The sequence below is a fragment of the Spirochaeta lutea genome (assembly GCF_000758165.1).
GTDB classification, from domain to species: domain Bacteria; phylum Spirochaetota; class Spirochaetia; order DSM-27196; family Salinispiraceae; genus Spirochaeta_D; species Spirochaeta_D lutea.
Genome location: NZ_JNUP01000065.1, coordinates 265,694 through 284,878 on the forward strand (window position 1 = coordinate 265,694; position 19,185 = coordinate 284,878).

Here is a 19,185-nt window from a genome sequence, read left to right on the forward strand (position 1 = left end):
ACTTGTTGAAAAAAAAATCCAGATGTGGGAGGGACGGCCGCAGAAGCCCCGTAGCGGCCGCAGAAGTCCCGCACTAGCCCCCGACGGCGGAAATTCCCGCTGATCCGGGGATGACTGCCTCAGAGACCGTCATGCTATGCCTACCGGTAGACATCCTCGGAGCGGTGGAATCCGTCGGCGATGACTGTGGAATCCATATTCTCCTTGGTTACCCGTACCGGGTCCAAGGCGATGAAGGGAATGGAATCATGGCCGTTGTCGATGAACCGGGAGGGAACCACCGGCTTCTGGGATGCCAGGGCGACCGCCGCCTCGGCTGCTTCCTGGGCAATTTTCCGAATGGGTTTGTAGACCGTTACCAACTGGGTGCCCCGGACGATGCGCTGACAGGCCGATAGGTCCGCATCATGGCCTGCTACGGGGATGATCCCCGCAAGACGCCGCTCTGCCAGGGCCTGAATCGCCTGCTCGGCTAGAAAATCGTTGGCAGCGATGACCGCATCCATGACCACTCCCTGCTCTAGCAGCTCATTCATGAAGTCCCGGGCTTCCTCGTTCCGCCAGCTTTCGGGCCAGAGCTCCGCCACCACCTGAATGTCTCTCCGGTCGATGGCGGGATTCAGAACGCTGAAAAATCCCTCGTTGAACATGATGCTGTTATGGTCGGAGGTGGCGCCGTTGATGATGACGTAGTTCCCCTGGGGGGCGTGGTCTACCAGGGTTTGAGCCATGATGCGGCCCACCTGGCGGTTTTCGAAGGAAAGGTACAGGTCCACCGGGGCATCCAGGATGAGCCGGTCATAGGAAATCACCGGGATTCCCTTGGCTTTCGCCTCCTGGACAACCCCCGAGAGCAGGGTGGCATGGTTCGGAACGATGACCAGGACGTCCACCTCCCGGGTGATGAGGCTTTGAATCTGGGCGATTTGAATGAAGGGGTCCTCAATGGCGTTTTCTACCAGAACCTCAGCCCCCAGGTCCTGGGCGGCTTGGATGAAATAATCTCGGTCCCGGGTCCAGCGCTCAACCACCAGGCTGTCCAGGGAAAGCCCGATACGGATCGGCCGGGATGGCTCGGGTTCCTCCTGCCCCTGACATGCCAGAAGGCTGAGAATCACCCCGAATATGCATATGATGCCCACTATCCTGCGGGCTCCCGGGTTAGTCATGGTGATCCCCCTCGCTGAACTCCGTGGGGCTTACCCCGGTAACCTTGCGAAAGATCCGGCTGAAGTAGTTCGGGTCGCTGTAGCCCACCTGGTAACTGACCTCCTTAACAGAAACGCCGGGCTCGCAGAGCAGGACCTTGGCGGCCTCCATACGGATGCCCGTGAGAACCTCAACGAAGGTCGAACCGACCTCCTCGGTGAAGAGCCTGCTGAGATAGCTTGGGCTTACCCCGGCAAAATCCGCAGCATCCTCCAGGCTGATTTGGTTGGGGTACTGGCTTTGCAGATGTTCGATGACCTTGGTGATGATGGGGGAGTAGCGCTTGGCGAAGGCCATGGAATCAATGATGCCCCTGATACGGCTGCGTCCCCAATCCAAGAGGGATTCCGGATCGGGGTTGGAGTAGATTTCCTCCGAGAGGTTCGCCATGGGCATTTCAGCGGTGTGGAGGATCAGGGCGAAGCTCTGTACCACCCGGGTCTGCAGCCCTGGGGACGGCCAGGTGGAGTACCGGGTCTGGAGGTGGGAGAAGAGGGCTTCCCAAGCTTGGAGGGCCAGTTCGGTGCGCCGTTTCGCGGTAGCCTGGAGGAGATCGTTTCGCTTCAGGGTATAGGTTTCTTCAAAACCGCCCTGGAGGGTGTCATCGTATTTGGAGGAGAGCAGGCGGTCCACGGCCTCCCGGGCTGATTGGCCCAACCGTGAGAGGGGGTAATAGTTCCCGGCTCCCACGAGGATGGCTTGGGAGACGCCCCATCCCTGGAGGGCCTGCTGGCCGCAGGAAAGGGTGTACTGCACCAGGTCGATGGTGAAATCCTGGTTCATGGGAATCAGGTAGAACCGCCGATGGCCGTCGGGCACCCCGCCCAGAGCCCGGAGCCGGTACTGGAGCTGCTCCTCAATCTGGTCGTGGGCCCGTTCCAGGTCTCCAGGCATGGCCGGTAGCTCGGTTAAAATGATCCGGCCTCCCTGCTCGCGGATTCCCAGAAGCTCGCAGTAATGGGGAATGAGGTGTTCCACCGGCTCGTGATGGGTCAGGGCGGAGAGGAGGCCGTATTGCAGCAGCCGTTGACCGCGTTCGAGTTGGGTCCTGCTGTCCTCCATGCGCTGATCCTTACGGCGCTGCTGTTGAATCACCGTAAGGGCAGACTCAATGGTTTCCACCAGCTTATTCTGCCGGACAGGCTTCAGAAGGTAGGAGTACACCCCCAGGCCGAAGGCATCCCGGGCAATATCAAAGCGCTCGTAGGCGGTTACCAGGATGAAGATACAGGAGGTGAATTGCTGACGTACCTCCCGGATAACCTCCAGGCCGTTCATACCCGGCATATGGATGTCGATGAGGGCTATCTGCGGCCGGGTATCCAGGATTCGGTCCACCGCCTCCCTTCCGGTCCGGGCGGTAGCGGCGATGGATAGTTCCGGAAAGTTCTTACGAATGATCACACTCAGCCCCTCCAATACCGGAGCCTCATCGTCCACCAGCACAATTTTTACGTCATTCATCAATCTGCTCCTCGTAGGGAAGTACCATCTTTACGGCGGTACCCTGTCCCGGTTGGCTCTCGATGGTAACCAGACCCCGGCGTCCGAAGAAGAGGTGGATCCGGTGGATTACGTTCCGAATTCCGATGCCGGGGTTCCGGCCCTCGGGGGTCTCGCCGCTGAAGCTGTAATCGATCAGATCCTCGTTCAGGGCCTCCTCCATGCTCGGCACGTCCATGCCCCGACCGTTGTCCCGGACCTCAATGAGAACCGCGGTGCTCAGCAGACTGCGGGCATCGGGCAGGATCTCCGGGTCTGCGTGGTAATCCAAGGGGCCGGGATGCCAAACATCTTCCCGGTTAAAATCCGCCATGACCTTCCGGGCTTTTATCTCGATCACACCCCCGGTTTCCCGTTCCTTCAGCCCGTGCACCAGGGCATTCTCCACCAGGGGTTGAAGAATCATGGAGGGGATTCCAACGCCTCTGCAATCCGGATCGACAGCGTGCCGGAAGCTGAAGCGGTCTGCAAACCGGATCTGGACCACGTAGATATAGCTATCCAGGACCTCCAGCTCCTCCTTCAAGGTGCTGGCCCGGTTTATGTGCCGGACGTTATGGCGGTACACCTCTGACAGGTGTTCCAGATAGGAGCTGGTACGCTCGGCGCCCTCCACGATGGCCAATTGTACCCCGGTATTCAGGGTGTTGAACAGAAAATGGGGATTAATCTGGGCCTGGAGGGCCTGGATTTCCGCACTCTTCAGCAGATGCTGCATGCGCAGATTTGCTAGACGCTGCTCCATAAGCCCCTTTTCGATTTCTCCCTTTTCTTTAATCTGGGCAATGTAGTCCAGGATGCTGGCTTTCATGGTGTTGTAGGCGGTGGCCAAGCGGATTACCTCGTCAAATCCCCGGGGGTTAAAATCTGGCAATTCAAAGTTGCCGGCGGCGATTTCGTCCGCCCCGTCCGCCAGGTTCATGATGGGCTCGGAAATCTGGTAGGTGGAATAGGTGAGTAAAAAGAGGGCGAAGAAGGCGGAGAGCAGGGTCAATATGGTGCCCAGAAGCTGAATTTTACTGAAGAGGGAGCTGAACAGCTGGTACTGGAGGATATTCTGCGCCAGTTCGTTCTGGTTGAGTTCCTGGATGGTTTTAGAGATGAAGCTGTTTATCAGCTCCGCTTCCCGGTAGTGGGCGATGTAGCGTTCCACAAACCGGCCCCGTCGGGCGGCCACCGCCGCGTCCCCCTGGATGAGGTACTGGCTGGTGAGGGCTTGGATGTTTTTCCGGAGGATCCTGGTGCTCTGACCCCTCTGGCTCCGGCTATCCGCTGTTTCAACCTCCGGCGGTGTGGCATTGCTCATGGGAATTGCCTGGCCCATGCGGCGGATTTCAGCGGAGTTTTGCAGGTATAATTTGAGGCTGTCCGAATTGTTGGTGGAAAGGTAGTCCCCCAGGGCTGTGGTAGCCTCATCCAAGGTATGTTCCATGGAATCAAAAAATACGTTACTGGAGAATAGCTGGTTCGCCACGGAGAGCAGGCCCTGGGAGTTGAGGGTCATGGTGGTGGTTGTCAGCAGGACGGGCAGCAGGGTAATCAAAAAAAACTGGACGGCCCGGCTGCGGATGCTGGGAACCCGGAGTCGGTAGATGAGGTGGCCTAGACTCCAGCGGCGGTTTCTCCGGGTCATTGGCGTACTCCGGAGAGGGAGATTTCTTCGGGTTGGTCTGGGGATTCCGGACTCCGGGATGAGGAGGGTTCCCCTGGTTCGGAGTCTTCTGAGGGGTTGGTGTACTGCAAATCTCTGGCGAACTGGATAATGATTCCCGGATCCAGGGGATTCTCATAATCCTGCCCGGTTTTCATCTGAAAGGCGGTGTGTACGGACCGGTATCCCACATGCCAGGGTAGCCGGTTCAGGGATGCGTGAACGATCCTCCGGGCGAGGTACCGCTCCAAATCTCCGGACATATCGTAGCCGATTATCCCGATGTCCCCGACCATATTGTTTTCCGTGAGGCTTTGAATAATCCCCAGGGTATCCTTGGGATTGGTAGATACGATTATATCTACCAAATGATCACCCTGGAGGATTTCCTGCATCACCAACTCGCCGCTGAGCTGATCTCCCGGAGAAAGAAAGGGGGGAAGCAGGGTGTAGCGGTCTATACCGAAGAGGGAGGCATTGATTCCCTGGAGCAGGAGTTCGTTATGTTGATTCAAATCCTCTCCCTGGGCCTGGTTCAGAATCAGACCGATGGTGCCGGATTGCCAGGACTGACGGATGATGGTGGCGGTTACCACACCGAGCTGGTAGGAATTAGGCCCCACGAAGGCGCTGCGCCTGCTCTGGGGCAGATCGTTCACCATGGTAATGACTGGGATTTCCAGCTGCCACGCCTCTTCAATCAGGTCCATGATGGTAGGATTCGGATCGATGAGGTACAGCAGGATGGCATCTACCCGGGAGAGAATGGCATTTTTCAGGTAAAAGGCGGCATTTAACTCCTGGTCCTCGGGTTTTGCCCGACGTATTTCAAGGAGCAGGTTCAGTTCCTGGGCGCGGGCCCGCATCCCCGTCTCGAGGCTCTCGGAAAAGCTGCTGGAGTCGTCGGGAAGGATGGCTGCCAGGTGGCTGCTCGGGGCGGCGGATTCCACCCCGCTCGTCTGGTCCTCCGGGGCCCGGGACCGGAACAAACCCCGGGCCTGGGTGGTGAGAATGATGAACAAGACGGTGCAGGCGATGAAGGCCGCACCGAATAGGAGGGTCCCCACAAGGTAATACGGGGGATGGTTTTGCTGCATGGCTGTTATTCCCGTGCTTCCGGTTTTCCTTCCTTATAGCTCCAGAGCCGGGTTTCATCAAGATGTATTTCTCCTACGAGCCGGGTTTCACCGCTGGAGAATCCGCCGTGGATCCGGTACACCCCCGCTTCGGCTACCCAGGCGGCTTTTTCAGGCCAGTAGAATGCCAGATCCCGGAGGGACCAAGAAAGGGGTACGGTTCTTGAGCCCAGGGCAGGAAGGGTGATTTTCTTAAAGGCCAGAAGACTGCGGGCAGGCCGGGGAAGGCTGCTCTCCGGATCCTCCAGATAGAGCTGTAGAGTGGGTTTTCCCGGCAGATCCCCGGTATTGGTAAGGGTAACCTGGGCGTCCCAGCGGTCTTCATCCGGGTTATCCACATCAGGCCGCTGCTTAATCTGGACATCTCCCAGTTCGACGGTGGTGTAGCTCAAGCCGAAGCCGAAGGGGAAGGCCGGGGTAGCATCCGCCGCATCCAGGGGCAGGGGCTCGGAACCCGCCGAGGTATTCCAGCCTGCGAAGGCCCGGTACCCTACCATCTGCCCCTCCTTATAGGGCATGGACCAGGGTTGCCGCTTGGTAACCTTGCCTTGATCCAGGAATACCCGGCGCAGGGCTATGGATCCTGGATTGTCTACGTAGTAGTGATTCGAGGGCAGGTCGTCCCAACGGCTGATCATGGTAAAGGGGAGTTTTCCGGAGAAGGTATCCCGTCTGGATAGGAGCCGGGACAGAGCCTCGGGGCCTTCCTGACCGGGGTATCCCGCCCAGACAAGCCAGTCTACCTGGTGCAGCCAGCTGCGGGTTTCTACTCCCCCGCCGGTAAACAGGACCACTCCCAGCTTGAATCCTTGGCTGGCGCGGCGGTTCATGAGTTTTCCGAGGACCAGGAGCTGGTCTTTGGGAAGCTGCCAGTCCCGGTCGTAGGCCTCGGACTGGCGGTCCTCGTCGAAGCCGCCGAGGAAGATGACGGTGTCCTCGGGTCCCAGCTCCTTCATGAACGACCGTTGATGGTCCCAGGAGAGAATCTCCGCTCCGGAACCGAGATCCTTTGCCAGTTCCGAGGCGAAGACCTGGGTATGCGCAGGGCTGCGGACCAGGCATGATCCACCCCCTCCCCGGGGGAATTTTTCCTGGAAGGGGCCGGCGAGCATGATCCGCATGGTCCGGTCTTCCGGGGGTGTTAGGGGAAGGGGCGGGAGCTCCCGGGGGGTGGTTTGAGGACCAGCCGGGGAGTCGTCAACCCCGGAGGCGGGGGTGGCGATGGCAGTAGAATCACCATTTTTTAATAGTACGATGCCCTCCAGGGCGATAGCCAGAGCTGCTTCCCGGTGGTCGGGGTCGCCGATGGGGATGGGCTCCCGGGGAATGACGGGGTTATCATAGGCTCCCATCCGGAAGAAGACGGTTAGAACCCGACAAACCATGGTGCGTAGCTGCTCCTCCCGGATCTCCCCGGCTTCCAGGGCTTGAAGGATGCGTTCCCGGGAAAACCAATCCGCCTTGGGCATTTCCAGATCCAGGCCCGCTTGGACCGGACCGGCGGTGTCGTAGAGGCTCAGCCAGTCGGACATGACAAAACCATCGAATCCCCATTCCTCCCGGAGGATTTCCGTGATCAGTTCCCGGTGTGCGCTGGCAAAGATGCCGTTCACCGGGTTGTAGGCGGTCATGACTGAGCCGACTTTCGCCCGGCGGACAGCCCGTTCAAAGGCGGGAAGGTAGATTTCCCGGAGGGTCCGGGGATCCACATCGGAGCTGGCACGGTGGCGGTCGTAGTCGGAATTGTTGGCGGCGAAGTGTTTAATTGTGCAGATTGCCCCCGCCTTTTGGGCTGCCTTGATGTACTCCTCGGCGAGTATGCCTGCCAATAAGGGGTCTTCGCCCATATACTCGAAGTTGCGGCCGCCGGTGGGGTTCCGGTAGATGTTCACCCCCGGTCCAAGGATGACATAGGCTCCTCGGGTCCGGGTTTCCTCCCCCACGGTTCTCCCGTAGTTTCCCGCCAGGGCCGGGTTCCAGGAGGCTGCCAGATTCAGGGGTGAGGGCATGGAGGTGCAGGGCCCGAATATCCGGGGGCCGCTGGTTGCATCGGTGAACCAGATCGAGGGTAATCCGGCCTTGGGGATGGCTGGGAAGGCCATACTCTTATATCCTCCCAGGCAGCTAATTACCTCATCCAAGGACAGGGCGTCTACAATCCTCTGGGCCCGCTGGTCCGGCTCAAGTTCCGGGTCGGGACCGGGGCCCTGGTAATCGGCATCATCGGGACATTCCACGGTCATACTGAAAGGGCCGTTCATCAGGCCCTGAAAAAATCTTCGTTTAAGTTGATCCATCATAATCCCAAGGGTACCATTGCTTTGTCCGGTCTGCACTAAAAAAAATCCCGTCCCCCAAAAGGGGAACGGGATCCGTTGTGTTCTTGGCAGTGAGTACTGCTTAGAATGGGCGATCTGCCATGTACCGGAGCTGCTTGTACTCCAGTTCCAGATCCTTTTTAGCCTGGGCCAAGAAGGCTGCTGCCTGCTCGGGTTGGCTTGCCTTCAGGCTCTTAAACCTGATTTGACTGTAGAGGTAATCCTCCAGAGGGACGGACGGCTCTTTGCTGTCCAGGCTGAAGGGGTTCTTTCCTTCCTGGGCGAGTACGGGGTTATACCGGTAAAGCGGGAACATACCGGCGTTTACCGCATCCTTCTGGTAGTTCATGCCCTGTCCCATATCCTTGATACCGTGGGCGATACAGTGACTGTAGGCGATGATGATGGAAGGACCGGGGTAGGCTTCCGCTTCCTGGAAGGCTTTTATGGTCTGAATTCGGTTGAATCCCATGGAAACCTTGGCTACATAGACGTATCCGTAGCTCATGGCGATGGCACCGAGATCCTTTTTCTTAATGGCCTTTCCGCCGTAGGCAAACTTAGCGATGGCACCCGTGGGTGTTGCCTTGGACATCTGACCGCCGGTATTGGAGTATACCTCGGTGTCCATTACCAGCACATTGATGTTTCTGTCGCTGGCAATGACATGGTCCAGACCGCCGAATCCGATGTCGTAGGCCCAGCCGTCGCCACCGAGAATCCAAACCGATTTCTTGATCAGGTAGTCAGCGGTGGAGGCCAGCTCCTTGGCGAATACCGATTTACTGTTGGGTAGCGCTTTTTTCAGGGCGGCTACATTTCTGCGCTGCTCTTCGATCTGAACCTCTGTGTCCTGGGTATTGCTCAGGATCGCCTGGAGGATGTTGGCGTTCACATCGTTTTTACCCTCGTCCAGGACGGCTTTGCAGAGTTCCAGGGCATATTCACCCATCTTGTCTGCGGTGAGCCGCATTCCGAAACCGAATTCCGCTGCATCCTCAAAGAGGCTGTTGGACCAGGCGGGACCCCGGCCGTCCTTGCGGGTGGTGTAGGGAGTGGTGGGAAGGTTTCCGCCGTAGATGGATGAACAGCCCGTTGCATTGGCGATTACCGCACGGTCTCCGTAGAGCTGGCTCAGGAGTTTGACATAGGGAGTTTCACCGCAGCCTGCACAGGCGCCGGAGAACTCGAAGAGGGGCTCCAGGAGTTGGCTTCCCTTGGTTGTCTTGGTGTTCAGTTTCTCCCGGTCGATGTTGGGAATTTCGTTGAGGAAGTATTCCCAGTTTTCTACCTCCTGGTCCCTCAGGGGAGCCTGGGGTTCCATGTTGATGGCCTTGAAGCTGGTCTTGTTTCCTTCTGCATCCTTTTTGAATGCCGGGCAGATGTTCACACAGGCGCCGCAGCCGGTACAATCCTCGGGGGCTACCTGGATGGTGAATTTCATGCCGGGAAAGTCTTTTCCCCGGGCGTCGGCGCTCTTAAAGGTTTCCGGCGCTTTATCAAGAAGGGCGGCATCGTAGACCTTCATACGGATGGTAGCGTGGGGGCAGACCGCTGAGCAGTCCCCGCACTGAATACAGGTTGCGGGATCCCAAACCGGGATGGTTTCGGCGATATTCCGCTTTTCGTACTTCGTCGTGCCTACCGGGAAGGTTCCGTCGTCGGGAAGCAGGCTTACCGGTATCTTTTCTCCCCGGTTCGCCATGATCTCGCCCGTTACGCTCTTAATGAATTCCGGAGCATCGTCGGGGACAATTTTCTTCATGTGCAGGCTGCCGGCGGCCCTTTTCGGGTAAGAAACCTGTTGAACCTTGCTAACCGCAGCATCAACCGTACGGATGTTAGCATCGACAATATCCTTACCCTTCTTGCTGTAGGTTTTAACAATAGCGTCTTTAATGAGCTGAAGGGCCTGATCCTCCGGAAGTACGCCGGAAATCTTGAAGAAGGCTGTCTGCATGATAACGTTGATCCGGTTCCCCATGCCCATCTCTTCAGCTATCCGGGTGGCATCAATCACGTAGAACTTGAGTTCCTTGTCAATGATCTCCTGCTGAACCTCTACGGGGATCTTTCCCCATACCTCATCGGCGCTGTAGGGGCAGGCCAGGAGGAAGGTTCCTCCCTTCTTAGCCATGTGCAGCATGGGAACCTTTTCGAGGAAGGCAAACTTATGACAGGCGACGAAGTTCGCATCGCCTATGAGGTAGGTGCTTCGGATGGGACGATTTCCAAAACGGACATGGCTTACGGTAACCGTTCCGGCCTTTTTGGAATCGTACACAAAGTACCCTTGGGCATAGTTCGCTGTGGCGGAACCGATGATCTTGATGCTGTTTTTATTGGCACCTACGGTTCCATCGGAGCCAAGTCCGAAGAATACGCCGCGGAATACCTCATCGGGTTCGATGTTGAAGCCCTGCTCCCACTCAATAGAGGTGCCGGTAACATCGTCATGAATACCGATGGTGAAGTGGTTTTTCGGTTTATCGGCTTTGAGGCTGTCCAATACTGCCTTACACATAGCAGGGCTGAACTCGTTGGATCCGAGTCCGTACCGACCACCCACAACCTCGGGGTAGCTGGTGAATTTGCTGGATCCTTCGCCCATGATTTCCCCGATAGCGGTGCGGACATCCTCGTACAGGGGTTCGCCCAGGGAGCCGGGTTCTTTGGTCCGGTCAAGCACGGCGATCTTTTTAACCGTCTTGGGCAGGGCATCAACGATGTGCTGGGCGCTGAAGGGCCTGAAGAGCCGAACCTTGAGCATACCGACCTTTTCGCCCTGGGACAGCAGGTACTCAATGGTCTCATCCATGGTTTCTGCTCCGGAGCCCATGAGGACCACTACGCGATCCGCATCGGGAGCCCCGACGTAATCAAACAGGTTGTACTGCCGGCCGGTGAGTTTAGCAAACTCATCCATAACCTCCTGGACGATTCCCGGGGTCGCATTATAGTACTTGTTTACAGTCTCGCGGCTGGCGAAGTAGACATCGGGGTTCTGGCTGGTCCCCCGGATGGAGGGGTGTTCAGGATCCAGCGCCCGGGCCCTGTGGGCATGGACGGCTTCTTCGGGGATCATCTTTTTCATGATCTCGTAGGGGATTTCTTCGATTTTCTGTATTTCATGACTGGTTCTGAAACCGTCAAAGAAATGCAGGAAAGGAACCCGGCTTCGGAGGGTAGCTGCCTGGGCGATCAGCGCCATGTCCATGGCTTCCTGAACGGAGTTGGAAGAAAGCATGGCAAACCCCGTGGACCGGGCAGCCATGACATCCGAGTGATCCCCAAAGATTGAGAGTCCCTGGGCTGCAATTGCTCGGGCTGCTATGTGGAAGACGGTAGGGGTGAGCTCCCCGGCAATCTTGAACATATTCGGAATCATGAGCAGCAAGCCCTGACTGGCAGTGAAGGTGGTGGTGAGAGCGCCTGTGGTCAGGGCCCCGTGAACAGCACCCGCGGCACCGGCCTCGGACTGCATTTCTACAACATCGGGAATGGTACCCCAGATGTTCTTCTTTCCCTTGGCACTGAACTCATCGGAGAGTTCTCCCATGGGAGATGAGGGGGTAATCGGATAGATGGCGATTACCTCATTGGTAGCGTGGGCAACGTGGGCAACAGCCGCGTTACCGTCCACAATAACCATATTTTTGTCGGCCATAGTGATCCTCTTATCTAATGGATTTTGGTTTCTCGTAAAGAGCCTTACGTGGTACGTTTTCCTTCACTATATACCCCAGACCGGGGTAATGCAAGGTTATTTGAGATGAGTATGCGTTTTAATGCAAATATGAGTAAGTTAATATGATTTATTTCACAATAAATCAACTGGATTTCCAGGGTAGATTATAGGGCTGGGAGGCAGGTTCTGTCCAGGGAGGGGCATGTCTTTACCGAGGGTGGGGAGTTCATGAACCCTCATGGCCGGCCTTGATTTGTCCCTGGTGCGGATACTCCCTCTTTCACTTTAGACGACGTCTGAGGGGGGCTTTCCTGTGGCGAATTTCGGATAGAGCCTGCCATCATGGGTGGTTTGCTAGTGCATTACCTATCTGAATAAAATGATACAGTGCTTTCTGACGATGGAATCCGGTTTCAAGGTTTGGATTGACTTCGCCGTGAACGGTTTGGTATAAGCAGTTTGCATAGGCATCCATCTGATTCGAATTCAGAGCAGGCCACTTACCGATAGCAGATAGATTTTCAATCTCAGACCAGACCCTGGCATTGATGCCCGGCCATTGAAACGCATAGGGTGATCCTTGATCGGTACTCTCCTCAAGATAGGTAATGGCGTTGCTCAAATGGAATTCCAGAACAGGGTTGAACTCATGGGAAGCGGGTAGTGCCTGTTTTAAAGCAACTAATCCGCTTACGATGAATCCATGGTACCATGCCTCCTGGTTATGAGCGTTACCGAAGGAACCGTTGTCATTGCTCTGAGATATCACCGCTTCTTGGGTCATATTGACAGCTTTATCTAGATAGTCCTTGGTTTGGGTTACCCGATAGGCAAAGGATAGTCCTTCTATCACAGCCGAATTGTAATTGACATTGTGTACCGCTGGCTTATCGAGGATCCAATTAGCTCCCCGTTCGATGAATGGTAAAAGTCCTTCATCGTGGGTGTCTAGATATACCTTCGAAAAAGCAGTGAGGGTCCTTCCATGATCATAATACAGGTGCGAAATATCATCACCCTCAAGGGTATATAAGAATCCGTTTTCAAAATATTCTGGGTGTACTGCCTTAATATCCTGTATCAATGAGCCAAATTCCGGATTGTTTGCATCAGCCGGAATACCCCAGACCCCTTGGTCTCCTTCGATAATTTGCACGCGTTTTAGGTATTCCAGGGCTTCGTCTCTTCTTGCTACATACACCCCGGGGCTTGATGGGTCGTGGGTTCCCAAGAAATGATATGCTTCAACCCTCCAACTATATATCTCTCAGGGCCATCTTATAACCAACCGTTGATTCACCCCAGGTTCCGTTTTTCGGACCGTCATAGAGTTCCTCACTCAAACCATGCAATGTTTCATGGAAGTAGGTTCTTGATTCTGTAATGACGCTCTCAAATTGGTACGGTTCAAATACAACCCGGGAGTCAACGCCAAGACAAGAACTGGTTAGGATGCACAGTATTGAGAGAAGGTATATTACAAATTCTTTCATATTGGATATCCTCGGCATTGGTTTCCTCAGTCTTCAGCGAACAGATGGAACTAATCTGTAGTGCGCAAACGGTTGCAACCTTACACCTTGGCCCCACTACCCCTGGGGAGAATTCCGGAAGATTCTGCTGTATCTGGCGTAGTTTTCAGCCTTTTGCGCACTAAGGAACCACTAGAACGGGAGGGAATCCCCTTCTCCGTCTTAATACAATCTATACCTCGGAGGTACCCAGATTTTCCATTCCCGGGAACCCCCGGGGCAGATCCAGGGCATCTCTGAGGGCCTGACAGGCGGCCACGGCATTCAGTTCGATGTGCAGATCGGAGATTGCTGCGGTAAACGCCGAGGGCAGGGGGTTGATTTCAATAATGCGTGCTCCGAATTTTTTGGCGATTCCGGGCAGGGCCGCTGCAGGAAAGACCTCTCCGGTGGAACCGATGACGATCATAGTATCGCAGCTCTGGGCAGCGGTCTGGCTGCTCTGGGCCGCTTCGGCAGGAATGGTCTCTCCGAAGAAGACAAAATCGGGTTTATACACCCCACCCTGGGGACTCAGGGGGGGCAGATCGGAGAGGTCTACTGCATTGGCAGGAACCCTCTGTCCGGTTTTTGTACAGATCAGGGTCCGGGTATTTCCGTGGTACTCTGCTACGGCCCTGCTCCCCGCCCGGTGGTGCAGTTCGTCGATGTTTTGGGTGATGAGATACCTAAGCAGTCCTTGGCGCTCAAGGTCCGCCAGAAAGTAGTGGGCTTCATTGGGTTCGGCCTCAAGGAATTGGTCGTAAAAGATCTCCCGGATGACCTTCCAGCACTGCTCGGGGTGCTGGCGGAAGTAGCTTATTTCCAGAACCCGGGGATCATAGCGGTTCCAGATCCCGTCTTGTCCCCGGAAACTCGGGATGCCCGACTCAACAGATATACCTGCCCCTGTGAATGCGGTGAGATACCGGGATTCCCTGATCCACTGGGCTGCTGTGGCAATAGCGCCTCTTCCCATCATAGAACAGCTACTTTATAAGCCGGGAGATGGTCCGGAATGCCGGATCCTCGGCGGTTTCCAGGAGCTCAAACAGGATGGATTCCACACTTCCGATCCGGGCTCCCTCCTGGCGCATCCGTTCCAGGGCCTGCTGGTGATCAATGATAGAGCGTGATCCTGCGGCATCGTGAACTACCATTACCTCCATACCCAGGTTCAGGGCTTCTAGGACCGTCTGCTGGAGACAGACATGGGTTTCGATTCCTGCCACGATGAGTTGTTTTGCTCCGGTCTTCCGTATGGCCTCCCGAATTGCACCATCGGAGAGGCAGCTAAAACTGAGCTTTTCGTAGCATGGGCTGGGCGGGTTAAACCCGTTGAGGTGGGATTGCAGGGGCAATACAGTGTGCCCCAGGCCTCGGGGATACTGCTCGGTATGCAGAACCGGCACGTCAAGAGCCTGCAACCCCTGAAGCAGGGTACTGCACGCCTCTTCGATGCTGTCCGGGTTGCCCATGGCCGGGAGCAGCCGTTCTTGTATATCGATGATGAGTCCCAGGGAGGTTTGTTTTTCTAGTTTCATGCCCGAAGTATAGCGATTTCCCGGGGTTCTGTGTATGCTTACCGGGAGGTGCCCCCAAGAATCCTATGCCTCACCATCCCTAGGAGGTTTCCATGTCTCAATTGTTTTTCCATCGACTGTCACAGCGCTGTCAGGAGGCTCAGACCCTGCTCTGTGTAGGTCTTGATCCCCGGGTTACCCTGGTTCCCCAAGCAGAGGTTTCCGAGGCTGTACAGCAGATTGTTGAAATGAATCGGCGTATTATTGATGCTACCAGCCCCTACGCGGCGGCATTCAAACCGAATATCGCCTTTTATGAGGCCTTCGGGATTCCGGGATTGGAGGCCCTTAAAATCACCCTAGAACTCATTCCTGAAGAGATTCCGGTAATCCTGGATGCGAAGCGTGGAGACATCGGCGCCACTGCCAGGGCCTATGCCCAGGCGGTATTTGAGGATCTGGACGTGGAGGCGGTAACCCTGAGTCCCTACATGGGCAGTGACAGTGCCGAGCCCTTTCTGGATTATAAAGACCGGGGGGCCTTTTTCCTCTGTAAGACCTCGAACCCCGGGAGCCGGGATTTCCAGACCCTGGAGAATTGTAAGGGCACGCCCCTGTATCTCCAGGTGGCAGACCGCGTTCTGACCTGGGGGGCCGGGGAGGGACAGTGCGGCCTGGTGGTGGGAGGAAATGATATCCCGGCACTCCGGGCGGTGCGGGAACGCCACCCCGGGGCGTGGATGTTAGCCCCGGGGATCGGGGCTCAGGGGGGAAGTATTGAGGATTGTATTCGCTGGGGAGCCGGGAAGGATGGTATGGGTATTCTTCCGGTGGTTGCCCGGGGAATAGCCCAGGCTGAGAATCCCGGAGAAACCGCGAAATGGTACCGAGACCAGTTGAATGAGGCTCGTAGGACGGTTCAGAGTCCGGGCAGTTCCCTTCAAAACCTCCAGCAGGGATCGGCGATTGAAGATTCTGAACCTACCCTGAGCGAGGATGATCACCTGCGCCGCCGGGTGCTTCGCGGACTGGTGGATAACCAGTGTTTCCGTACCGGAGAGTTTACCCTGAAAAGCGGGGAGAAAAGCCCTTTTTACATCGACCTGCGGCTCATCATGTCCAGTCCCGAGCTGTTGGCCGTCACCGCCAAGGCCTACGCGAGTCTGCTCGACCGGGCATCCCTCCGGGGGTACAGCTTTGACAGGATCGCAGGGATACCCGCCGCCGGCCTGCCCCTGGCTACGGCAGTGAGCCTGGAGACGGGGATTCCCATGATCTTCCCCCGGCTGAACGTCAAGTCCCACGGGACGGGGCGGTTTATCGAGGGGGCCTACAATGAGGGTGAACGGGTGTTGCTTCTGGATGACCTGATTACCTCGGGAAAGAGCAAGATCGAAGCCCTGGAGGTGCTGCGGCAAGCAGGGCTACGGGTGGATCACTTGGTGGTGCTGTTGGAGCGGGGAACCCAGGGCAGGAAGGATATGCAGGCGGCCGGCATCACCCTGGAGGCCTTTGCCCATGTGAATGAATTCTTTCCCCTCCTGGAGGATTTGGGGGTGCTCTCGGCTGAACAGCGCCGTAGCATGGAGGAGTTCGCGAACCGATAGCCTATATTCATACAATCGGGTATACTCCGGGGTATGGAGTTTCTTGCCCAAATCATGGATTTCTTGAAGCAGCCCATCCGAATAGCCGGTGTTGAACTTCCCTTTAGCATCGGCGCATTCTTTCTTGAATTTCTCCTGTTGTCCGTGCTGGTATTTCTGGCCGGGGTTGTACTCCGACGGATACTGGCGTGGGCCCTTGGCAAAAGCAGGCTCCGGGAACAAACCCGGGATAAAACCAGCAGAACCGCCCGGCTCGTTATCAGGGTTTCAGAGTGGCTCGGCGTCTTGCTATTATTCGCCCGGATTTTGGGTGCGGAGGTTCTGGGGTTCTTCGGTACCCTAGCGGCCTTGGTAAATACCCCCTTCATATCAACCGGAGCAATGCGCATTTCCGTACTTACCCTCGTCGCTCTGGTCCCCATCGGGTGGCTCGCTGTTTGGAGCGGGAAGTGGAGCCGCTACCTCCTAGAGACCCGGGTGTTCGACCGCCTGAAGGTAAAACATAGCCAGCGGTTCAGTATCGGGAATCTGGTACGGTATGTGGTTATGACCCTGGTTGTGCTTCTGGGACTGTCAGCGGTTGGTATCAGCTTATCCGGTTTGGCGGTTCTTTTCGGGGTCTTGGGTGTCGGGCTGGGTTTCGGACTCCAGGGGACGGTGGCTAATTTCTTTTCCGGGTTGGTAATAATCCTCTCCAGACCCATTAAGGAGGGGGATTTTATCAAGGCGACCTCGTCGGACGGCACCTACGAGGGGACTGTTACCCAAATTAAGCTCATCTATTCGGTCATTAATACAGCCTTGAATGAGACGATTATCCTTCCGAATTCCGCCATTGTGGGGAACTCGGTGCATAACTATTCCTACGATGACCCCTCCATTACCCTGTTGATACCTATCCAGGTATCGTATTCCAGCGATATCGACCTAGCCTTAGAGGTGCTGAGGGACATCGGGGATGCCTGTCCGGTACGGAAGCCCCGCAGCGAGACCCTGGCTGCCATCGAAAGCTTCGATGACTCAGGGATAACCTTGAAACTCCTGGTACCCCTCCGGCGGGCGGATGAAAAATATCAGGCCCGCAATACCATTCATCACCAGATTTGGCGTAGATTTAAAGATCAAGGCATTGAAATTCCATTTCCGCAGCTGGACTTACATCTAAAGGATCATATTCTGCGGGGTATTACCGTCGAGACAACGAGCTCAGAGAATAACAAAGGAGGAACCAGTACATGATACTGAAAAAGGAATTATCCCGGATATACCGGGGCAGCGACATTGAGGATAGGCTCCGAGCTCCGTCCCTGGGTACTATCGTGCTACTCTATGCCGCGGTGTACATCACTGCGGTAATCGTCCAGCTGGTGTCCGGCCGGGGGATTGATCCGGTGATGATCGGGCTTCCGCTTCTCCTGGGCCTCACCCTGCTCCCCTTAATCAGGGGGAAGTTGAATATTGCGGTTTGGGCGGCGATGATTCTGCTCTTCGGCGGCACCCTGGGAAATCAGGTGCTGCAGCTCTCCCAGGGAAGCTCCACCGAGATCCTGAGTATGGTGATCAGCGACGTTAGTCTGGTGCTGGTCGTTGCAATACTGATTAAGAATCGGAAGATCAGCTATGTTCTGTACGGCCTCATTGGGGTGTGGTTTTTAACCATGCTGCTCATCGGCCAGTTTTCCGCCGGTAGCTCCGATGTCGTATCCGGGGCAACCAACTGGCAGGAGAACGTCCAGGCCGACTATTTTAGCGCCCTGTACTCCCTGGTCCTGAACCTCGTGTTGGTGGCAACCCTCCGGAGAAACCTTGAGCTTATCATTACCCACTCGGAGACCCAGCGGGATATGGTGAAAACCCGGGAGGAGAGCGCCCGGCGGCTCATCGAATCCACCAGTAACCAGTTTTCTCTCTATGAAGACCTGGACAGCCACAGCGGTACGGCCGAGACTGCGGCCCGGGGCATCGAGTCCTCGGTATCGGAAATCGCCCAGCGGATTGAGGTACTCCAGCAGAGCAGCCGCCAGCTGGAAGAAGCGCTTTCCCACACCGGCAGCAGCTTCGCCAAACTCAAGAACTCAGCCCAGGACCAGATGAGCCACGTAACCCAGTCGAGTGCGGCGGTGGAACAGATGGTCGCTTCTATCGGGAGCGTCCGTACCGTAGTGGAGAATCGTCAGGAAAGCGCTGAACGGCTGCGGGGTGCTGCTCAGGAGGGCAGTCAGACCCTTAGCGCTGCCTCTGCTACCAGCAAAGACGTTATGGCATCCATCGGGAATATCAATGATATGATAGCCATCATCTCCAACATCGCCAGCCAGACCAACCTTCTGGCGATGAACGCAGCTATCGAGGCGGCCCATGCAGGTGATGCCGGCCGGGGGTTCGCGGTAGTTGCTGATGAAATCCGCAAACTTGCCGAGTCCAGCGGCTCCAGTGCGAAAACCATCAAGGGGACCCTGAAGGAGCTTATCCAGGGGATCGAAGAATCGAACCGGGTGGTTCAAAGCTCCTCGGACTCCTTTTCCCAGATTACCGAGGATATCGAGTCGGTTATCCAGGCCCTGCAGGAGATCAATCATAGCACCCAGGAACTGGCGGCAGGAAGCAAGGAGATTCTGGAGAGTACCGGCGTGTTGAATCAGACCACGGCTTCCCTGGGCGATACCCTGAAGCAGGTGGAAGAGGACCATGGTAAAATGTCCAGGGCCAGTGAATCCATTACCCAAGCCACCGGGCAGGTAGCCCAGGGCTCGGAGATTATCGGAACCCGGGGTCAGGAGATTCAGGGGGTGATTGACGAAATACGCCGGGTTGCCCGGACTATGAAGCAGAAGGGAGAGGAGCTCAAGGAGGCTATCGCCGACGCCCAGCACTCCTGAGGCCTCGGGGCTAATCCCCGGCTTGCACGGAATACCCATGGACCCTGCCCACCCCGGCGGGGTTCAGGGTGATTTTCATGCCCGGGGTCGTCTCATGTGCCGAAACCTAGGGTTGCTGGGAACTTTCAGGGTGATTTTCATGCCCGGGGCCCAAAAACGC

13 protein-coding genes are annotated in these 19,185 nt (G+C 56.3%); 3 read left to right on the top strand and 10 right to left on the bottom strand.

Translation table 11 applies throughout. The features are described from left to right. Window positions 1-140 precede the first annotated feature (140 nt). From DC28_RS10290 to DC28_RS10335, 10 genes are all read right to left on the bottom strand, one after another. Entirely contained in the window at window positions 141-1,169 is a 1,029-nt protein-coding gene (locus DC28_RS10290; protein ID WP_052078752.1) for a D-xylose ABC transporter substrate-binding protein, read from the bottom strand. Then, window positions 1,162-2,673, bottom strand: a complete 1,512-nt coding sequence (locus tag DC28_RS10295) for a response regulator transcription factor (RefSeq protein ID WP_037548135.1) — start codon at window positions 2,671-2,673, stop codon at window positions 1,162-1,164. The genes DC28_RS10290 and DC28_RS10295 overlap by 8 nt, the downstream gene beginning before the upstream one ends. Further along, window positions 2,666-4,345, bottom strand: coding sequence for a sensor histidine kinase (locus DC28_RS10300; protein WP_037548136.1), 1,680 nt, complete (start codon window positions 4,343-4,345; stop codon window positions 2,666-2,668). The genes DC28_RS10295 and DC28_RS10300 overlap by 8 nt, the downstream gene beginning before the upstream one ends. Further along, window positions 4,342-5,460, bottom strand: coding sequence for a sugar ABC transporter substrate-binding protein (locus DC28_RS10305; RefSeq protein ID WP_037548138.1), 1,119 nt, complete (start codon window positions 5,458-5,460; stop codon window positions 4,342-4,344). Before DC28_RS10305 ends, DC28_RS10300 begins: the two co-directional genes overlap by 4 nt. 5 nt (window positions 5,461-5,465) lie before the next feature. Next, window positions 5,466-7,799, bottom strand: a complete 2,334-nt coding sequence (locus tag DC28_RS10310) for a beta-glucosidase (RefSeq protein WP_156104655.1) — start codon at window positions 7,797-7,799, stop codon at window positions 5,466-5,468. Window positions 7,800-7,899: 100 nt separating this feature from the next. Continuing rightward, a complete protein-coding gene (nifJ, locus tag DC28_RS10315; RefSeq protein ID WP_037548140.1) occupies window positions 7,900-11,484 on the bottom strand; it encodes a pyruvate:ferredoxin (flavodoxin) oxidoreductase in 3,585 nt (1,194 codons plus the stop codon). Between the two features lie 361 nt (window positions 11,485-11,845). After that, complete coding sequence (locus tag DC28_RS10320) at window positions 11,846-12,661, bottom strand: hypothetical protein (protein ID WP_037548141.1); 816 nt, start codon at window positions 12,659-12,661, stop codon at window positions 11,846-11,848. Window positions 12,662-12,761: 100 nt separating this feature from the next. Next, a complete protein-coding gene (locus tag DC28_RS10325; RefSeq protein WP_037548142.1) occupies window positions 12,762-12,998 on the bottom strand; it encodes a hypothetical protein in 237 nt (78 codons plus the stop codon). A gap of 211 nt (window positions 12,999-13,209) precedes the next feature. After that, the gene (locus tag DC28_RS10330; protein WP_202962970.1) at window positions 13,210-13,998 is read right to left on the bottom strand and encodes an SIR2 family NAD-dependent protein deacylase; all 789 of its coding nucleotides are present in this window, start codon (window positions 13,996-13,998) and stop codon (window positions 13,210-13,212) included. 7 nt (window positions 13,999-14,005) lie between these two features. Next, window positions 14,006-14,560, bottom strand: a complete 555-nt coding sequence (locus tag DC28_RS10335) for a hydrolase (protein WP_037548143.1) — start codon at window positions 14,558-14,560, stop codon at window positions 14,006-14,008. A gap of 92 nt (window positions 14,561-14,652) precedes the next feature. On the opposite strand from DC28_RS10335, the gene pyrF reads away from it, so the two are divergent. Genes pyrF through DC28_RS10350 form a run of 3 tightly spaced genes read left to right on the top strand, consistent with a single transcriptional unit; the run spans window position 14,653 to window position 19,025 of the window. Then, window positions 14,653-16,146, top strand: coding sequence for an orotidine-5'-phosphate decarboxylase (pyrF, locus tag DC28_RS10340; RefSeq protein ID WP_052078753.1), 1,494 nt, complete (start codon window positions 14,653-14,655; stop codon window positions 16,144-16,146). Window positions 16,147-16,179: 33 nt separating this feature from the next. Next, window positions 16,180-17,385, top strand: coding sequence for a mechanosensitive ion channel family protein (locus tag DC28_RS10345; RefSeq protein WP_052078754.1), 1,206 nt, complete (start codon window positions 16,180-16,182; stop codon window positions 17,383-17,385). Next, window positions 17,382-19,025, top strand: coding sequence for a methyl-accepting chemotaxis protein (locus DC28_RS10350; protein ID WP_037548144.1), 1,644 nt, complete (start codon window positions 17,382-17,384; stop codon window positions 19,023-19,025). The genes DC28_RS10345 and DC28_RS10350 overlap by 4 nt, the downstream gene beginning before the upstream one ends. Window positions 19,026-19,185: the final 160 nt, after the last annotated feature.

Bases quoted from the DNA above. Each gene is read 5' to 3' on its own strand.
- DC28_RS10330 (WP_202962970.1), bottom strand. From the start codon at position 13,998: ATGATGGGAAGAGGCGCTATTGCCACAGCAGCCCAGTGGATCAGGGAA.
- DC28_RS10305 (WP_037548138.1), bottom strand. From the start codon at position 5,460: ATGCAGCAAAACCATCCCCCGTATTACCTTGTGGGGACCCTCCTATTC.
- DC28_RS10350 (WP_037548144.1), top strand. From the start codon at position 17,382: ATGATACTGAAAAAGGAATTATCCCGGATATACCGGGGCAGCGACATT.
- DC28_RS10345 (WP_052078754.1), top strand. From the start codon at position 16,180: ATGGAGTTTCTTGCCCAAATCATGGATTTCTTGAAGCAGCCCATCCGA.
- pyrF (WP_052078753.1), top strand. From the start codon at position 14,653: ATGTCTCAATTGTTTTTCCATCGACTGTCACAGCGCTGTCAGGAGGCT.
- nifJ (WP_037548140.1), bottom strand. From the start codon at position 11,484: ATGGCCGACAAAAATATGGTTATTGTGGACGGTAACGCGGCTGTTGCC.
- DC28_RS10290 (WP_052078752.1), bottom strand. From the start codon at position 1,169: ATGACTAACCCGGGAGCCCGCAGGATAGTGGGCATCATATGCATATTC.
- DC28_RS10300 (WP_037548136.1), bottom strand. From the start codon at position 4,345: ATGACCCGGAGAAACCGCCGCTGGAGTCTAGGCCACCTCATCTACCGA.
- DC28_RS10310 (WP_156104655.1), bottom strand. From the start codon at position 7,799: ATGATGGATCAACTTAAACGAAGATTTTTTCAGGGCCTGATGAACGGC.
- DC28_RS10325 (WP_037548142.1), bottom strand. From the start codon at position 12,998: ATGAAAGAATTTGTAATATACCTTCTCTCAATACTGTGCATCCTAACC.
- DC28_RS10335 (WP_037548143.1), bottom strand. From the start codon at position 14,560: ATGAAACTAGAAAAACAAACCTCCCTGGGACTCATCATCGATATACAA.
- DC28_RS10295 (WP_037548135.1), bottom strand. From the start codon at position 2,673: ATGAATGACGTAAAAATTGTGCTGGTGGACGATGAGGCTCCGGTATTG.